This is a genomic window from Synechococcus sp. CBW1004, assembly GCF_015840715.1.
Taxonomy (GTDB): domain Bacteria; phylum Cyanobacteriota; class Cyanobacteriia; order PCC-6307; family Cyanobiaceae; genus Cyanobium.
This window is the reverse complement of record NZ_CP060397.1, coordinates 3,534,905-3,549,706: the sequence shown is the minus strand read 5'-3', so window position 1 is coordinate 3,549,706 and position 14,802 is coordinate 3,534,905. Positions and strand designations below refer to the sequence as shown.

Here is a 14,802-nt window from a genome sequence, read left to right as displayed (position 1 = left end):
GGTTGAAGTTGCCTGCGCCCCGATGCGGATCGCCACCTGGAACGTCAATTCCGTGCGCACGCGCCTCGATCAGGTCTGCACCTGGCTGCAGCGGCAACAGCCCGAGGTGCTCTGCCTGCAGGAGACCAAGGTGGCCGATGACCTGTTCCCCCAGGAGGCCTTCCGGGAGCTGGGCTATGAGGTGGCGATCAGCGGCCAGAAGGCCTACAACGGCGTTGCGATCGTCAGCCGGCTGCCCCTGGAGGATGTCCAGGTGGGCTTCGTGCCTCTGTTGCCCTCTGACCCGGAGGCGATGCAGCTGGGGGAGCAGAAGCGCGTGCTCAGCGCCCGCATCGAGGGGCTGCGGATCCTCAACCTCTACGTGCCCAACGGCTCGTCGCTGCGCAGTGACAAATACACCTACAAGCTGCAGTGGCTGCAGTGCCTGCATCGCTACCTGGAGGTCCAGGAACGGCAGGGCGAACCCCTGGTGATGGTGGGTGACTTCAACATCGCCCCGGAGGATCGCGACATTCACGATCCCGAACGGCTGAGCGGCGGCATCATGGCCAGCGACGCCGAACGTTCGGCCCTGCGTACCCTCCTCGGCGAACGGCTCACCGATGTGTTCCGCCTGTTCGAACCGGAGAGCGGCCACTGGAGCTGGTGGGACTACCGCAGCGGCGGCTGGGAGACCGGCCGGGGCTGGCGGATCGATCACATCTATCTGGAGCGCGACCTGCTGGAGCGGGCCAGCGGCTGCGTGATTCACAGAGAACAGCGCGGCAACCCCCAGCCCAGCGATCATGCGCCGGTGGTGGTGAACCTGGCCTGGCCACCCGAGGACGGCGACGACGATGACCCGCTCGAGGACCTCTGAGCGCCGCGGCAACGGCCATGGCACCCCTTCGGATCGGTCGGCTGAGGCTCCGCGCAGCGCCTCCGAGCCCGTGATCGCCCTGCGGGGCGTGCGGCGCGGCTACGGCGGCGTCCATGCCGTGGAGGACCTCCACCTGGAGGTGGCCGCCGGCGAATTCTTCTCCCTGCTCGGGGCCTCGGGCTGCGGCAAGACCACCACCCTGCGGCTGATCGCCGGCTTCGAGCACCCCGATGCCGGCTCGATCCACCTGCAGGGACAGGACGTGACGCCCCTGCCGGCCCACCGGCGGCCCGTGAACACGGTGTTCCAGAACTACGCGCTCTTCCCCCATCTGAGCGTCTGGGACAACGTCGCCTTCGGCCCGCGCTCCCGCGGCCTGGCCGACGCCGAACTGCGCCGGCGGGTGGGGGAGGCCCTGGAGGTGGTGCGCCTCTCGGATCTGGCCCGCCGCCGGCCGCAGCAGCTCTCCGGCGGACAGCAGCAGCGGGTGGCCCTGGCGCGGGCGCTGGTGAACCGACCCGCCGCGCTGCTGCTCGACGAACCGCTGGCGGCCCTTGATCCGAACCTGCGGCGCACGATGCAGGGGGAGCTCAAGCGGATCCAGCGCGAGGTGGGCATCACGTTCCTGTTCGTGACCCATGACCGCGAGGAGGCCCTCGCCCTCAGCGACCGGCTGGCGGTGATGCACGGCGGCCGCATCGCCCAGGTGGGCAGTCCGCGCGAGCTGTACGACCGACCGGTCAGCCCCTACGTGGCCACCTTCCTGGGCGGCGCCAACCTTCTGCCCGATGGCCGCGGCGGCTGGACCCTGCTGCGGCCCGAGCACCTGCGTCTGCGCGCCCGCCCCCCCGCAGACGGCGAAAAGGGCGTGCGGGCGCAGCTGGAGAGCGTCACCTTCCAGGGGCCCACCCTGGAGCTGCGGCTGCGAGCACTCGAGCCCCTGCCCCAGGCTGAAGCCGGCGCGGCCCCGACCGGCCCCGGGCGCCCCGGAGGCCCCCCGCCCCAGGCAGCTGGGGCAAAGGAACCGGCAGGAGCTCCAGGGGCCGCGGCCGCAGCGGTCTGCCACGAACCGCGCCGCGGCGGCCCAGCGGCGGCGGTCGATGCCGCTGTCAGCGGCCCTGAACTGCTGGCGCTGGCCGCCAGGGATAACCTGCCGGCGAACCTGACTCCCGGCTGCCCGTACTGGTGCGTCTGGGATCCGGCCGACACCCATCCGCTGCGTGGCGCTCCGCCCGACACAGCCACTCCCGGGGAGCTGGGAGCGCCGCCCCGATGAGCCTCTGCCCGTCCTCACCGATCCCCGCCCCCTGACGATGCGCCAACCGCCCCCGAGCCGGCCGCCGCTTGCCTCGACACGACGGACCTTCCTGCGACGCTCGATCCTGGCGGCCACGGCCGCGGTGGCCGGTCCATCCCTGCTGGCGGCATGCGGCCGACGCGCCCCGGACTCCGGCGCGACGGGGGAGCGCCGCCTGGTGATCTCCAACTACCCGATCTATATCGACCCCAGCGAGGACGGGGTGCCCGGCAGCGTCGAGCGATTCAGCAAGCAGACCGGCATCGCGGTGACCTATCGCGAGGACCTCAACGACGCCCAGACCTTCTTCGCCAAGGTGCAGCCGGATCTGGCCGCGGGCCGGCCGATCGCCCAGGACCTCGTGGTGGTGCCGTACTGGCTGGCCGAACGGCTGATCCGCCTCGGCTGGGTGGAGGCGCTGCCTCTGGAGCAGGTCCCGAATGCCCGCAACCTGATGCCCTCCCTGCGCAATCCCAGCTGGGATCCCCAGCAGCGCCACTCGCTGCCGTGGCAGTCGGGCATCGCCGGCATCGCCTACAACCTCGAGGTCACCGGCCGCGAGCTGAAGGGCGTCGACGATCTGTTCGCGTCCGACCTGCGCGGCAAGGTGGGCTTCCTCACCGAGATGCGCGACACCCTCGGCCTGCTCATGCTGGCCGACGGGCAGGACATCAGCCGGCCCACCTGGGATACCGCTCAGGCCTCCTTCGATCGCATGCAGAAGGCACGGGAATCGGGCCAGATCCGCGCCTTCACCGGCAACGACTACCAGGACGATCTGCTGGCCGGCAACTTCGCCGCCTGCATCGCCTGGTCGGGGGATGTGGCCCAGCTGGTGCTGGAGCAGCCCAAGCTGCGCTTCCTTGTTCCCGAGACCGGCGGCGTGCTGTGGGCCGATGTGATGGTGATGCCCAGGGGCGCCCGCAACCGCCAGGCGGTGGCTGAGTGGCTCAACTGGGTCTACGACCCCGAGAACGCCGCCCGCATCGCCGCGAGCGTCCAGTACATCTCGCCGGTGCAGGGGGTCCAGGAGATCCTGGCGGCCGATCCGGCCACCAAGGCGCTGGCGACCAACCCGCAGATGTTCCCCGACGCCGCCATGCAGCAGCGACTGCGGGTGTTCGGCCCGTTGAGCTCCGAGGAGGAGGCCCGCTTCGATGAGCGCTTCGCCCGCATCAGTCAGGCCTGAGCGGCGCCGGCCGATGGGGCCGGGGGGAAGGCGCCGCTGGCTGCCCTGGGCCCTGCTGGCCCCCGGGCTCCTGCTGCTGCTCCTGCTCTACGTGCTGCCGCTTGGGGCCCTGATTCCCCTGTCCCTGTCGGAGCAACTGGATCGCTTCAGCCTGCGGACCGTGTTCACCGGCCGGATCCAGACCTACGGCGAGGTGATCGCCCTCTACGGGCCGGTGCTGGGGCGCTCGCTGCGCTTTGCGGCCGCCTCCACCGGCCTGGGGCTGCTGATCGCGTATCCGCTGGCCTGGACGATCGCCTTCCGCGGTGGCCGCTGGAAGGCGGCGCTGCTGGGGCTGGTGGTGCTGCCCTTCTTCACCTCCTACCTGGTGCGGGCCATCGCCTGGACCACCCTGCTGGCGGACCGGGGACCGGTGCTGGCCCTGCTGCACGGGCTGGGGCTGATCGCACCGCTGCAACATCTGGGGGTGCTGGTGGACGGACGGCTGCTGAACACGCCTGCGGCGGTGATCGGCGGCCTCACCTACAACAGCCTGCCCTTCCTGGTGCTGCCCCTGGTGGTGGCGATGGAGCGCATCGATCCGCTGCTCCTCGATGCCGCCGCCGATCTGTATGCCTCACCGCTGCGCCGCTTCCTGCGCGTCGAATGGCCGCTGTCGCAACCGGGCCTGGTGTCCGGCGTGCTGCTCAGCCTCATCCCGGCGGCGGGGGATGTGGTCAACCCCCGCTTCCTGGGAGGGCCGAACGAGCGGATGATCGCCGGCGCGATCGAGAACCTGCTGCTGGTGCAGCGCCAGGCCCCGCAGGCGTCCGCCCTGACCCTGCTGCTGATGCTCCTGATCAGCGTCACGGCGGCACTGCTGCTGCGGGGCAGAAAGCTGCAGGAGCTCCCGCTGCCATGACCAGTGCCGCGCCACGCCCTGCTCAGGTGCCGATGATCCCAGGGGACCAGGAGACTCGCCGCGCTGATCGCATCCGGCAACCCCGCTGGAGCAGCCGATGAGCAACCGTGGATCCCGCCTGTTGTGGCTGGGCACCTGCCTCACCTTTGCGCTGCTCTACGCGCCGATCGCCGTGACGGTGCTGTTCAGCTTCAACGCCCCCCGCGGCCGCTTCAACCTGATCTGGCAGGGCTTCACGCTGGACAACTGGATGCATCCCCTGCGGGACGCGGCACTCAGCCAGGCCTTCCTCGCAAGCCTGAGCATCGCCGTGGCGGCGGCCCTGATCGCCACCCTGCTGGGGGGCCTGATGGCCCTGGCGCTGGGGCGCTTCCGGCCGCGCGGCCACGGCTGGGTGGAAGCGCTGCTGGTGCTGCCGCTCACCAATCCGGAGATCGTGCTGGCGGCCAGCCTGCTCAACCTGTTCGCGAGCGTGGGCCTGCAGCGGGGAGCGCTGACGCTGCTGCTCTCCCACAGCCTGTTCTGCCTCAGCTATGCAGCGCTGACGGTGAAGGCGCGACTGGCGGGCCTGGACCGCCGGCTGGAGGAGGCGGCCCAGGATCTGGGGGCGAGGCCGCTGCAGGCCTTCCGACGCGTCACCCTGCCGTTGCTGGCGCCGGGGCTGCTGGCGGCGGCCCTGCTGTCGTTCTCGCTCTCCTTCGATGACTTCGTCGTGAGCAGCTTCACGGCCGGGGATCTGGTGACCCTGCCCCTGTACATCGCCGGGGCCTTCCAACGGGAGATCGCACCCCAGATCCAGGTGCTCTCGACGCTGGTGCTCCTGGTCAGCGCCGCACTGCTGGCACTGGGGCTTCGGGGCGAGCAGAGCTGATGCAGGCGACGTTGATGAGCGGCCTCCTCAGCCAGGACGAAGGAGCGACGGTCATCGATGCAACAGCATCCATGCCTGCAGAGGCTGCAGCGCCGGCACCTGCCGGACCGGGGAACCAACCGCAACCTGCCAGATCCTTCTGATTCTGCCGTTGACGGGCGCAGACCTGCCGGCGACCGAGCCTCAGCATCTCCTCGACGCGGCATGCATCAGGGCCACCACATTGGGCGACCGGGAATCACATCCCAACGGAACCCAAAAAAAGACGCAGGGGATACAGAGCCAGGCGTTAAGGCATGGTTGACATCCTGCAGGCCGGCCAGCATTTTAAGAGCGATTGATCTCCAACTCAGGCTGCATGCCTTTTTTTGCGACCGCCGCACCCCTTGACGCGGCCACTGGGGCCGTGGCCGCGGCCCCCGGCGTTTTCACCACCATCGTGGTGCCGTTCCTGTTCAAGCTTGCCGGGGCGATCGCCCTCTGGATCGTCGGCACCTGGCTGATCCGCCTGGCCACCAAGGTGCTGAGGCGCACCTTCTCGAAAGCCAACCTGGACCCGACCCTGATCGGCTTCCTGCTCAACATCCTCGGCGCCCTGCTGCGCGTGGTGCTGGCGGTGGCGATCCTGGGCTTCTTCGGCATCCAGACCGCCAGCTTCGCCGCCCTCCTGGCCGGCGCCGGCGTCGCCATCGGCGCCGCCTGGAGCGGCATGCTCGGCAACTTCGCCGCCGGTGTCTTCCTGCAGCTCTTCCGTCCGGTGAGCCTCGGCGACTTCGTCGAAGGCGGCGGCGTCACCGGCACCGTGGAGGAAGTGGGCATGTTCGTGACCACGATCCTCACGCTGGATAACGTGCGTCACATTGTTCCCAATGGCAAGTTCTTCGGAGACACGATCGTCAATTACTCCTCCCATCCCTATCGCCGTGTCGATCTGATCGCCCAGCTCGACAACACAGCCGATGTGGCCCGTGCCATCGCCCTGCTCAAGGACGGCCTCAAAGCCATCCCCAATCAGTACCCCGGCATGGAAGCCGATGTGGAAATCCTCGAATTCAGCGAACGCGGTCCCCGCCTGGCGGTGCGCCCGTACACCAGCAACGAGAACTACTGGCAGGTGTACTTCGACACCAACCGCACAATCGTCGAGGTGCTCAGCCAGAACGGTTTCCCGGTGCCGCGCATTCCCGTGGCCATGGCCCAGGGCCACTGAATCGGATCGCGCAACGGCCCATCGGGACGGCCGATCGAGCCGTTGCAGCCCTCAGCCCCGGTGGTCCTTCGCCACCGGGGCTCTTTTGTGTCACAACGCACGCAGTCCTGTTGCACACAGCATCGGGCCGGCATCAGGACGCCCCTCCAAGGTGCGGAGCTGCGCCGGGAGAGCGAGGAGTCGCTGCTCTCAGCCGTCCTGGTGGGGCATCAGATCCTGCAGACGCAGATCGGGGCGACGCCGCAGGGCGAACAGAGTGCCGGCATTGCCGCGGCACACCCGCAGTTCCTGATCCAGCACGGTGATGTCCAGCCAGGCGGGAAAGCTCTGGCTCACCTGGCGAAACAGGCTCAGGCGCCGCTCCCCCAGCTGCGGCCCCAGCCAGCCGCCCCGCTCGAAGCGGACTCCCACCCGCTGGGCCCGCTGCCCCTCGGGCGCCGGCGCCAGGGTGAGCTCGGCCTGCACAGCGATGCCGGCCAGCGGTCCCAGGGGGCCACTCAGGCGCAGCAGATTCATGCCGCGGCCATGGTCCGGATCGAGCAGCTGCAGATTCTCCAGCCAGGGTGCGACGGCCAGGTAGGGCAACCTGCTGCTGCTCCAGCGCAGCTCCCACACACCCGCCAGCAGGGCCCGATCGCGGTCCAGGTCAGCCGGGCTGGAGTGCTCCAGGGTTTCGATCAGGGCGCGCACCCGGGCGGGATCGGCCGCGGCGGCACCGGGCTGGAGCAGGGCCAGCAGCTCCGTCCGCACCGGGTCCGGAGCGCCGCCATGGGTCCTGGATGGCTCGCTCCCCCCGGCAGAGGAGGGGATCCCATCGCACGCCTCATTCACGGCGCCACTCCTGCCTGAAGGTGGCTGCATGCTGGCGCCCCGGCCGCAGCATGGGGGCCAGCAGCGCCGCCTCCCGTCCCTGCAGGCCCATCAGCCCCCAGCGCACATCCCACGGGGCCAGGCCGAAGAGGCGCACCATCGCCGCCAGCAGCCGGGACGGCTCCAGGGTGTTGGTGAGAAAGCCATACCACAGCTCGGAGGGCAACGAGAAGAAGGTGGCGAAGTGATTGCGCAGCCGCGCCTCGTCAAAGCGCATCAGCTTCTCGAGGCCGAAGCGATAAAACGCGTGACGCCAGCGCAGCGAAGCCGGCCAGAGGCCCTGCCAGGCGGCGCGGGAGAGCGCTTCGCCCCGCAGCCCCTCCCGCCATGCCGCGTCCACGGCAGCGGCCAGGCCGGGAGCGCGGCGCAACAGGCCCCCGACCAGATAGCCGGAGGCAGGGTGCACCATCGAGGCTGCCCCCCCGAAGCCCACCACCCGCTGCTGCAGATCCGGCAGAGGCGGATTCATCGGGAACAGGCAGAACTCCTCGTGCCGGATCTCGAGCACCTTCACGCCGCGGTGGGCCAGGCGGCGGTTCAGCCGCTCCCGCAGCAGCGCGAACGGCACCGCCGGCGCCAGGGCCAGGGAGGTCTCCTCGACGAAGAACACCCCCTCGCCCAGATCCATCGCGTAGAGAAAAGTGGGCGGCTCCTCCCGGCGCTCCGCCTCGCTGAGGTGATCGGCGCGGTAGTCCATGAACACGAACTGCCCCGGCGCGATCGGCGGAGCGGAGAAGCGACCGACGATGCCGTAGGCGGCCTGGCCCGCCACCGGGCCGTCGGGATCGCGCCGCACGAACACCGGATCGTGGCCGGTGGCATCGATCACCAGGGCGGCGCGCAGGTGCGCGGGAGCGGGCTCTCCCGAGGAGGTGGCGGCAGCATCTAGGACGCCTTCGGCAGACCGCACACGGATCGAGGAACCATCGGCGTCGTGCTCGATCGCCGCAGCCAGGCCCTTCTGCCAGCGGCCGCCGGCGCGTGCGAAGCGCTCCAGCAGATGGCCCTGCAGCAGAGCCTTGTCGAACAGGCCGTAGGCGCGGCCATGGGGCAGGGGAGCATCGCCGCCGTCCACCTGCCCGCCGCCGGCCCCGAAATAACTGACCGTGTCCAGCCAGCGATGGGACAGCAGAGGGGAGAGCCCCAGGGCCTCCACCTCGTCGGCCCAGATGCCATAGGTGTTGACCCAGGGAGTGCGCGGATCTGCCGGAGCCAGAGCCGTCACCGCCAGCCCCTTCTCCGCGAGTTCGGCGGCGATCACCAGAGCCGCCGGCCCGGCGCCGATCACCAGCACATCGGAGTCGGACAGGGCGGCAAGGGCGGGTGAGCGCGACTGTATCGAGCAGGGGACACACCCCACGCCCATCCCGCCTCAAGTGTCGATCCGGCCTTCAGGCCTCGAGCAGATCGAGGCGCAGCTGGTCGTTGGGTGAGCGTTCGTGGAGCATGCGAGCGAGGAGGCCATGCGAATCAGCTGAGCATCACGCCTCCTTCGGGGCCGAGGCTGGCCTCCCAGCTGCGCTGGTCGTACAGCAGTTCCGCCAGGGTGAGGCGCTGCAGCTCCAGCTGCACGAGACGCTCCAACCGACGCCGCAGCTGCTGCTCCACCCGATGGCCGGCGGAGGCTCCGAGGCTGTTCCCCGGCTCTTCGGATACCAGTGGCGCGGTGCGAAGCGGGGCGAGGGGGGGCGTCCCGGCGTGGGCCTGCGGCCTGGCGCGCGGGAGCTCGACGGCCTCCAGCACCCGGGCCAGCGGCAGCATCTCGGCCTGCTGCGCCAGCCGATAGCCGCCCTGACGGCCACGGCGGGCCTCCACCACACCGGCGCGCCTGAGCCGCAACAGAATCTGCTCCAGCATGGGCTGAGGCAGCTGCTGCCGCCTTGCCAGCTCCGCCACCGACAGCGTCAGGGCGGGCTCACGGGCCAGCTCCACCAAAGCCCGCAGGGCGATGGCGGCGGCGCGGCTCAACATCAGGTCCGCATCCCCGTCAGCCGCTCGAGAACGTGCTCGAGTGTGTAGCCGAACAGGGCCGGATCCGGCTCGCTCCCCTGCACATCCGCCAGGCCCAGTTCCGCCCAGCGTGCATCGAGCCGCTGCTCCAGCGCGACTGGACGGCTCAGGGGTTCACCCCAGGGATGGCGCTTCTCCGGGCCGACCTTGGTGGTGGCGTCGATCGCCAGGCGACCGCCCAGGCCCAGCCGCTCGCTGGCGAAATCGAGGGTGTCGAAGGGGGTGTCCTCCAGAACGAACAGGTCACGCTGCGGATCCACCAGGGCGCTGATCGCCCAGATCACCTGACGGGGATCGCGGATGTTGATGTTCTTGTCCACCACCACCACGAACTTGGTGTAAGTGAACTGGGGCAAGGCGCTCCAGAAGGCCATTGCCGCTCGCTTCGCCTGCCCCGGGTAGGCCTTGTCGATGGCGATCACCGCCAGCTTGTAGCTGAGCCCCTCCATCGGCAGGAAGAAATCGACGATCTCCGGGATCTGCTGGCGCAGGATCGGCGTGTAGATGCGATTGAGGGCGATCGCCAGCATCGCGTCCTCCTTCGGGGGGCGGCCGCTGAAGGTGGTGAGATAGATCGGATCGCGCCGCTGTGTGACGCACTGGAAGCGGATCAGCGGCGACTCCTCGATGCCCCCGTAGAAGCCCATGTGGTCGCCGAAGGGCCCGTCGGCCAGCTCCTCTCCGGGGGTGATCGTGCCCTCCAGCACCAGTTCGCTGTGGCTGGGCACCTCCAGGTTCACGGTCCTGCACTTGGCCAGTCGCACGCCTTCGCCCGCATAGAGGCCGGCGAACAGCCATTCGCTCAGCTGCACCGGAATCGGTGTGGCCGCCGCCAGCACCAGCAGCGGATGCACGCCGATGGCGATGGCGATCTCCAGTTTCTTGCCCATGGCCGCCGCCTTGCGCAGGTGGCGGGCGCCGCCGCGCACACTCAGCCAGTGCACCGTCATGGTGTTGATCGACTGTTGCTGCAGCCGGTACACCCCCACATTCGGCGTGCCGGTCTCCGGGTCCTTGGTGATCACCAGACCAAGGGTGATGATCCGGCCGCCATCGCCGGGCCAGGGCCGCAGCAGCGGCAGTGCGTCGAGATTGACCTCATCCCCCCGGAACACCTGCTGGCGGCAGGGTGGCGTGAGATCGAGATCGGGGCGCGCCTTGAGCACGTCAAGCAGCACCGAGCCGAAGCGCACGGCCTCGCGGGCGCCTTTGGGCGGGCGGGGTTGCTGCAGCAGCGCCAGCTTCTCACCGAGAGCCTCCAGCTCCTCGGGCCGCTCCATGCCGAGGCTCCAGAGCACCCGCTCCTGGGTCCCCAGCAGGTTGACCGCCACCGGAATGGTGGAGCCGATCACATTCTCAAAGAGCAGCGCCGGTCCCCCAGCAGCCAGAACCCGATCGGCGATTGCCGCCAGCTCCAGATCCGGATCGACCGGAGCGCTGATGCGCCGCAGCCGGCCCCGCTGCTCGAGCAGCTCCAGGAAGCCCCGCAGATCGCGGCGGCTGCGGCGGGTGAGCGCAGGCGCGGCCGGAGCGATGGTCATGGCAGCGGGCGGAGGGCCGGGGGGATGCTCACTGTGGCGCAAGTGCCTGCCCGGCCGGCGGGGCCGCAGCGCTGGCCGGGCGGGACGCGAGCGGACGCGCTCAGTGCCGCGGAGCAGCAACGGCTGACGGCGCGGTTCCCCTCCCGAGCCGCGTGCCCCGCGCTGGAATCGCGCCCTGCAGCGCCTGCCTAGGGTTCGCAGCCAGTCCGCCGCGCCAGGCACCGATGCAGATCGCCTATTTCCACACCTCCGAAGCGGTGCCACCGGTGCGGCCCCCCAGCGAGGGCGGCCCCGATGGAGCGGTGGTGATCGACGTGCTGCGGGCCACCACCACGATCGCCTGGTCGCTGCAGAACGGTGCCGAGGCGATCCAGGCCTTCGCTGATCTGGCCGAACTCGAGGCCGCCGCCGCCGCCTGGCCGGCCGACCAGCGCCTGCGGGCCGGCGAGCGGGGCGGCAAGCGCGTCGACGGCTACGACCTGGGCAACTCCCCGCTGGCGGTCACACCGGAGGTGGTGGGCGGCAAGCGCATCTTCATGAGCACCACCAACGGCACCCGCTCCCTGGCGGCCGTGCGCGAGGTGCCACTGCTGCTCACCGCCTGCCTGCCGAACCGCACCGCCGTGGCCCGGCGGCTGATCGAGCGCGACTGCCAGCTGGTCTGGATCGTGGGCAGCGGCTGGGAGGGCGACTACTCGCTGGAGGACAGCCTGGCAGCCGGGGCAGTGGCCTCGGCGGCGATCGAGCTGGCGGTCGGTCCCCACCGCGGCGTGCACTGCGCCAACGACGAGATGCTGGCCGCCCTGGCCCTGTGGCAGCAGTGGCGCCACGACACCGAGACCTGCCTGCGCGCCGCCAGCCACGGCCAGCGGCTGATCGGGATCGGTGACCACGACGCCGATTTCACCTGCTGCAGCGCCGTCGACAGCCTGCAGATCGTGCCGATCCAGGCCGAGCCGGGCGTGCTGCGGGCCAGCTGAGCTCCCGGCTGCCGGCCGGCTGCACCAGGGGAGTTCTGTCGGCACCGGCGGATGGGGTGCTGGCGAGCGCAACCGAGCGGCAGCCGGGGGCTGCTGGATCGGCTCGGTGCAGGCCCGCAGCGTCACCCGGCGTCCCGGCTCCTGCCGCACCGGTCCTTGGCGGGCCGGCGCAAGGTTGGCCCTGGCCTGGCCGGGGTCACGCCCTTACAGTTCGCCGGTCGCATCCGGATGGTCGGTGAGCAGTTTTCTGGCCGCAGCCCTGCAACTCACCAGCACCTCGGATCCCGATGCCAATCTTGCGGCGGCCGAGGAGCTGATCGAGCTGGCCGCACGCCGCGGCGCCGAACTGGTGGGGCTGCCCGAGAACTTCGCCTTCATGGGCGATGACCAGGAGCGCATCGCCCTGGCCCCGGCCCTCGCCGAACGCTGCAGCCGCTTCCTGGTGACGATGGCGCGCCGGTATCAGGTGACCCTGCTGGGGGGCGGCTTCCCGGTACCGGCGGGCGAGAACCTCACCTACAACCGCGCCGAGCTGGTGGGGGTGGAGGGTCAGCTGCTGGCCCGCTACGACAAGATCCACCTGTTCGACGTCGACATCCCCGACGGGGTGCCGTACCGCGAATCGGCCACCGTGCAGCCGGGTTCGACGCTGCCGCCTGTGGTGGACGTGCCCGGCCTGTGCCGCATCGGCCTGTCCATCTGTTACGACGTGCGCTTCCCGGAGCTCTACCGCCACCTGGCCGGAGCCGGCGCCGAGCTGCTGATGGTGCCGGCCGCCTTCACCGCCTACACCGGCAAGGACCACTGGCAGGTTCTGCTGCAGTCCCGGGCGATCGAGAACACCGCCTATGTGCTCGCCCCCGCCCAGACCGGCCTCCACTACGGCCGCCGCCAGACCCACGGCCACGCGCTGGTGATCGATCCCTGGGGCACGGTTCTGGCCGATGCGGGCACCGCTCCGGGCCTGACGATGGCACCGGTGGACACTGCCCACGGGCAGCGCATCCGCGCCCAGATGCCGAGCCTGCAGCATCGCCGGCCGGCGCTGTTCTGAGCGGCCGATGATTCCCCGTTTCCGCTTCGGCCGCACCGGCCTGCGCACCGCTGGCCGCTCCGCCCTGCTGGTCGCTCTGCTGACGCTGCTGGCCGAGCTGCCCGCCTGGGCCGGCAGCAGCCTGTCCGCCTGGCGCTTCAACCGCGAAGGCAGCCTCGAGATCCGGACCGCCCCCGGAATCCAGGTGCAGGCCTTCTTCGAGGAGGGACCGCCCGGCAAGGGACCACGGGTCTGGATTGACCTGCCCGGCGCCCCCAGCCGCACCCGCACGGTGCCGGCGGGAGGGGTGCTGCGCGAGGTGCGCATCGGCAAGCCGGATCCCGGCACCACCCGGCTGGTGCTCGAGTTCCAGCCCGGCACCCGCCTCGACCCACGCCAGCTCCGTCTGGTGGGAACCGCCCGCGACCGCTGGCGCATGGACTTCCAGGGCCTGCCCAGCCGCTCGCTGCTGGCGGTGGGTGAGGGAGATTTCGACGCCCCGGTGCGCAGCGGCGGCTGGATCAGCCGCAACACCGGCAGCGGTTTCGGCAACAGCGGCCGCACCACCTCCCCGCTGCCGCTCAACCCCGCCGGTCTGCCCTCGGTACCGCGCGGCCGTTACCGGGTGGTGATCGATCCCGGCCATGGCGGCCCGGATCCGGGCGCCGTGGGGATCGGCGGGCTCCGCGAGACCAACGTGGTGCTCGATGTCGGCCTGCAGGTGGCCCAGCTGCTCCAGGCCCGCGGGGTGAGCGTCTCGCTGACCCGCACCTCAGAGGTGGACGTCGACCTGCCGCCGCGGGTGGCTCTGGCCAACAACATCGGCGCCCACCTGTTTGTGAGCCTGCATGCCAACGCCCTGAGCATGTCGAGGCCCGATGTGAACGGCGTCGAAACCTTCTATTTCCAGGGAGGCAATTCCCAGCGCCTGGCGTCGGTGATCCAGCAGCAGCTGATGGCCGTCTCGCCCGGCACTCCCGACCGGGGCGCCCGGCCAGGACGCTTCTACGTGATCCGTCGCACCACGATGCCCTCGGCACTGGCCGAGATGGGCTTCGTCACCGGCTCGATCGACGCCCCGCGGCTGGCCGATCCCAACTTCCGCCGCCGGCTCGCTCTGGCGGTGGCCACCGCGATCCTGGAGTACCTCAATCCATGACGGCGCCGGCAGCCGCGGCACCGATCGGCATCTTCGATTCAGGCGTGGGAGGGCTGAGCGTCTGGCGCCAGATCGTGCGCCAGCTGCCCGATGAATCCACCCTCTACTTCGCCGACAGGGCCCATGTCCCCTACGGCAGCCGCCATAGCCGCGAGATCCGCTTCTACAGCGAAGCCATCTGCGCCTGTCTGGTGGAAGCCGGCTGCAAGGCGATCGTGGTCGCCTGCAATACCGCCTCGGCGGTGGCGCTGCATCACCTGCGCGAGCGCTTCCCCGGCCACCTGATCCTGGGGCTGGAGCCGGCGGTGAAGCCCGCCGTGGCCCTCACCCGCTCCGGCGTGGTGGGGGTGATGGCCACACCGGCCACCTTTCAGGGGCAGCTGTACCGAGCCACGGTGGGACGCCATGCCGGCGAGGTGACGGTGGTCGAGCAGGTGTGCCTGGGCCTGGCCGATCTGGTCGAGGCGGGGATCCCGGAAGGGGCCGACACCGATGCGCTGCTGCGGAGTTTCCTCGAGCCGATGCTGGCGGCCGGTGCCGACACGATCGTGCTCGGCTGCACCCATTACCCGTTCGTGATCGATGCCATCCGCCGCCTGGCGGGACCGGAGGTGACCGTGATCGATCCGGCGCCGGCCGTGGCACGCCACCTGGGCTGCCTGCTGAAACGCCATGACCTTGAGGCTCCGGCCGGGCGGGGGGTGGAGCACCGCTTCCTGACCACGGGCCAGGCGGCCTGTTTCGACCGCGACGCCAGCCATCTCATCGGCATCGACGCCGCCAGTCAGGCGGTTCCCTGGCGGCCGGACACCCCTCGCGATTCCGAGGCGGAGCCCCTGCGGCTGCAGTCGCCGCCGCAGCCCTTCTAGGATCACGCTCACC

At 70.4% G+C, this 14,802-nt stretch carries 14 protein-coding genes; 10 read left to right on the top strand and 4 right to left on the bottom strand.

Annotated elements, in window-relative coordinates; translation table 11 throughout:
• Window positions 1–22 precede the first annotated feature (22 nt).
• From xth to H8F25_RS16830, 6 genes are all read left to right on the top strand, one after another.
• The gene (xth, locus tag H8F25_RS16855; protein ID WP_197211398.1) at window positions 23–859 is read left to right on the top strand and encodes an exodeoxyribonuclease III; all 837 of its coding nucleotides are present in this window, start codon (window positions 23–25) and stop codon (window positions 857–859) included.
• A complete protein-coding gene (locus tag H8F25_RS16850; RefSeq protein WP_197211397.1) occupies window positions 837–2,135 on the top strand; it encodes an ABC transporter ATP-binding protein in 1,299 nt (432 codons plus the stop codon). Before xth ends, H8F25_RS16850 begins: the two co-directional genes overlap by 23 nt.
• 37 nt (window positions 2,136–2,172) lie before the next feature.
• The gene (locus tag H8F25_RS16845; protein ID WP_197211396.1) at window positions 2,173–3,345 is read left to right on the top strand and encodes a PotD/PotF family extracellular solute-binding protein; all 1,173 of its coding nucleotides are present in this window, start codon (window positions 2,173–2,175) and stop codon (window positions 3,343–3,345) included.
• On the top strand, window positions 3,314–4,246 hold the full coding sequence (locus tag H8F25_RS16840) for an ABC transporter permease (RefSeq protein ID WP_197211395.1): 933 nt from the start codon (window positions 3,314–3,316) through the stop codon (window positions 4,244–4,246). The genes H8F25_RS16845 and H8F25_RS16840 overlap by 32 nt, the downstream gene beginning before the upstream one ends.
• 97 nt (window positions 4,247–4,343) lie before the next feature.
• Entirely contained in the window at window positions 4,344–5,117 is a 774-nt protein-coding gene (locus H8F25_RS16835; protein WP_197211394.1) for an ABC transporter permease, read from the top strand.
• A gap of 358 nt (window positions 5,118–5,475) precedes the next feature.
• Window positions 5,476–6,327 (top strand): mechanosensitive ion channel family protein, encoded by an 852-nt coding sequence (locus H8F25_RS16830; RefSeq protein WP_197211393.1) that lies wholly within the window; start codon window positions 5,476–5,478, stop codon window positions 6,325–6,327.
• Window positions 6,328–6,516: 189 nt separating this feature from the next.
• Here the strand turns inward: H8F25_RS16830 and H8F25_RS16825 are convergent, their stop codons facing one another.
• The 4 genes from H8F25_RS16825 to H8F25_RS16810 all read right to left on the bottom strand — a co-directional run bounded on the left by H8F25_RS16825 (window position 6,517) and on the right by H8F25_RS16810 (window position 10,748).
• The gene (locus H8F25_RS16825; protein ID WP_231596932.1) at window positions 6,517–7,077 is read right to left on the bottom strand and encodes a PAP/fibrillin family protein; all 561 of its coding nucleotides are present in this window, start codon (window positions 7,075–7,077) and stop codon (window positions 6,517–6,519) included.
• Window positions 7,078–7,150: 73 nt separating this feature from the next.
• On the bottom strand, window positions 7,151–8,506 hold the full coding sequence (gene crtL / locus H8F25_RS16820; protein WP_231597400.1) for a lycopene beta cyclase: 1,356 nt from the start codon (window positions 8,504–8,506) through the stop codon (window positions 7,151–7,153).
• 161 nt (window positions 8,507–8,667) lie between these two features.
• Entirely contained in the window at window positions 8,668–9,168 is a 501-nt protein-coding gene (locus H8F25_RS16815; protein ID WP_197211390.1) for an Rrf2 family transcriptional regulator, read from the bottom strand.
• Window positions 9,168–10,748 carry a UbiD family decarboxylase gene (locus tag H8F25_RS16810; RefSeq protein WP_197211389.1) on the bottom strand — a complete coding sequence of 527 codons (1,581 nt, stop codon included), beginning with the start codon at window positions 10,746–10,748 and terminating at the stop codon, window positions 9,168–9,170. Before H8F25_RS16810 ends, H8F25_RS16815 begins: the two co-directional genes overlap by 1 nt.
• Window positions 10,749–10,972: 224 nt before the next feature.
• Between H8F25_RS16810 and H8F25_RS16805 the strand changes: the two genes are divergently transcribed.
• The 4 genes from H8F25_RS16805 (at window position 10,973) to murI (ending at window position 14,789) form a co-directional block, all read left to right on the top strand.
• Window positions 10,973–11,728 (top strand): 2-phosphosulfolactate phosphatase family protein, encoded by a 756-nt coding sequence (locus H8F25_RS16805; RefSeq protein ID WP_197211388.1) that lies wholly within the window; start codon window positions 10,973–10,975, stop codon window positions 11,726–11,728.
• A 235-nt stretch (window positions 11,729–11,963) separates the two neighbouring features.
• Complete coding sequence (locus H8F25_RS16800) at window positions 11,964–12,782, top strand: carbon-nitrogen hydrolase family protein (protein ID WP_197211387.1); 819 nt, start codon at window positions 11,964–11,966, stop codon at window positions 12,780–12,782.
• A gap of 7 nt (window positions 12,783–12,789) precedes the next feature.
• Window positions 12,790–13,920 (top strand): N-acetylmuramoyl-L-alanine amidase, encoded by a 1,131-nt coding sequence (locus tag H8F25_RS16795; protein ID WP_197211386.1) that lies wholly within the window; start codon window positions 12,790–12,792, stop codon window positions 13,918–13,920.
• Window positions 13,917–14,789, top strand: coding sequence for a glutamate racemase (gene murI, locus H8F25_RS16790; protein WP_197211385.1), 873 nt, complete (start codon window positions 13,917–13,919; stop codon window positions 14,787–14,789). The genes H8F25_RS16795 and murI overlap by 4 nt, the downstream gene beginning before the upstream one ends.
• The last annotated feature ends 13 nt before the right edge of the window (window positions 14,790–14,802 follow it).

What these genes read in the sequence shown, in the direction of transcription:
- xth (WP_197211398.1), top strand. Translation starts at nt 23, where the DNA reads ATGCGGATCGCCACCTGGAACGTCAATTCCGTGCGCACGCGCCTCGAT.
- H8F25_RS16850 (WP_197211397.1), top strand. Translation starts at nt 837, where the DNA reads ATGACCCGCTCGAGGACCTCTGAGCGCCGCGGCAACGGCCATGGCACC.
- H8F25_RS16845 (WP_197211396.1), top strand. Translation starts at nt 2,173, where the DNA reads ATGCGCCAACCGCCCCCGAGCCGGCCGCCGCTTGCCTCGACACGACGG.
- H8F25_RS16840 (WP_197211395.1), top strand. Translation starts at nt 3,314, where the DNA reads ATGAGCGCTTCGCCCGCATCAGTCAGGCCTGAGCGGCGCCGGCCGATG.
- H8F25_RS16835 (WP_197211394.1), top strand. Translation starts at nt 4,344, where the DNA reads ATGAGCAACCGTGGATCCCGCCTGTTGTGGCTGGGCACCTGCCTCACC.
- H8F25_RS16830 (WP_197211393.1), top strand. Translation starts at nt 5,476, where the DNA reads ATGCCTTTTTTTGCGACCGCCGCACCCCTTGACGCGGCCACTGGGGCC.
- H8F25_RS16815 (WP_197211390.1), bottom strand. Translation starts at nt 9,168, where the DNA reads ATGTTGAGCCGCGCCGCCGCCATCGCCCTGCGGGCTTTGGTGGAGCTG.
- H8F25_RS16810 (WP_197211389.1), bottom strand. Translation starts at nt 10,748, where the DNA reads ATGACCATCGCTCCGGCCGCGCCTGCGCTCACCCGCCGCAGCCGCCGC.
- H8F25_RS16805 (WP_197211388.1), top strand. Translation starts at nt 10,973, where the DNA reads ATGCAGATCGCCTATTTCCACACCTCCGAAGCGGTGCCACCGGTGCGG.
- H8F25_RS16795 (WP_197211386.1), top strand. Translation starts at nt 12,790, where the DNA reads ATGATTCCCCGTTTCCGCTTCGGCCGCACCGGCCTGCGCACCGCTGGC.
- murI (WP_197211385.1), top strand. Translation starts at nt 13,917, where the DNA reads ATGACGGCGCCGGCAGCCGCGGCACCGATCGGCATCTTCGATTCAGGC.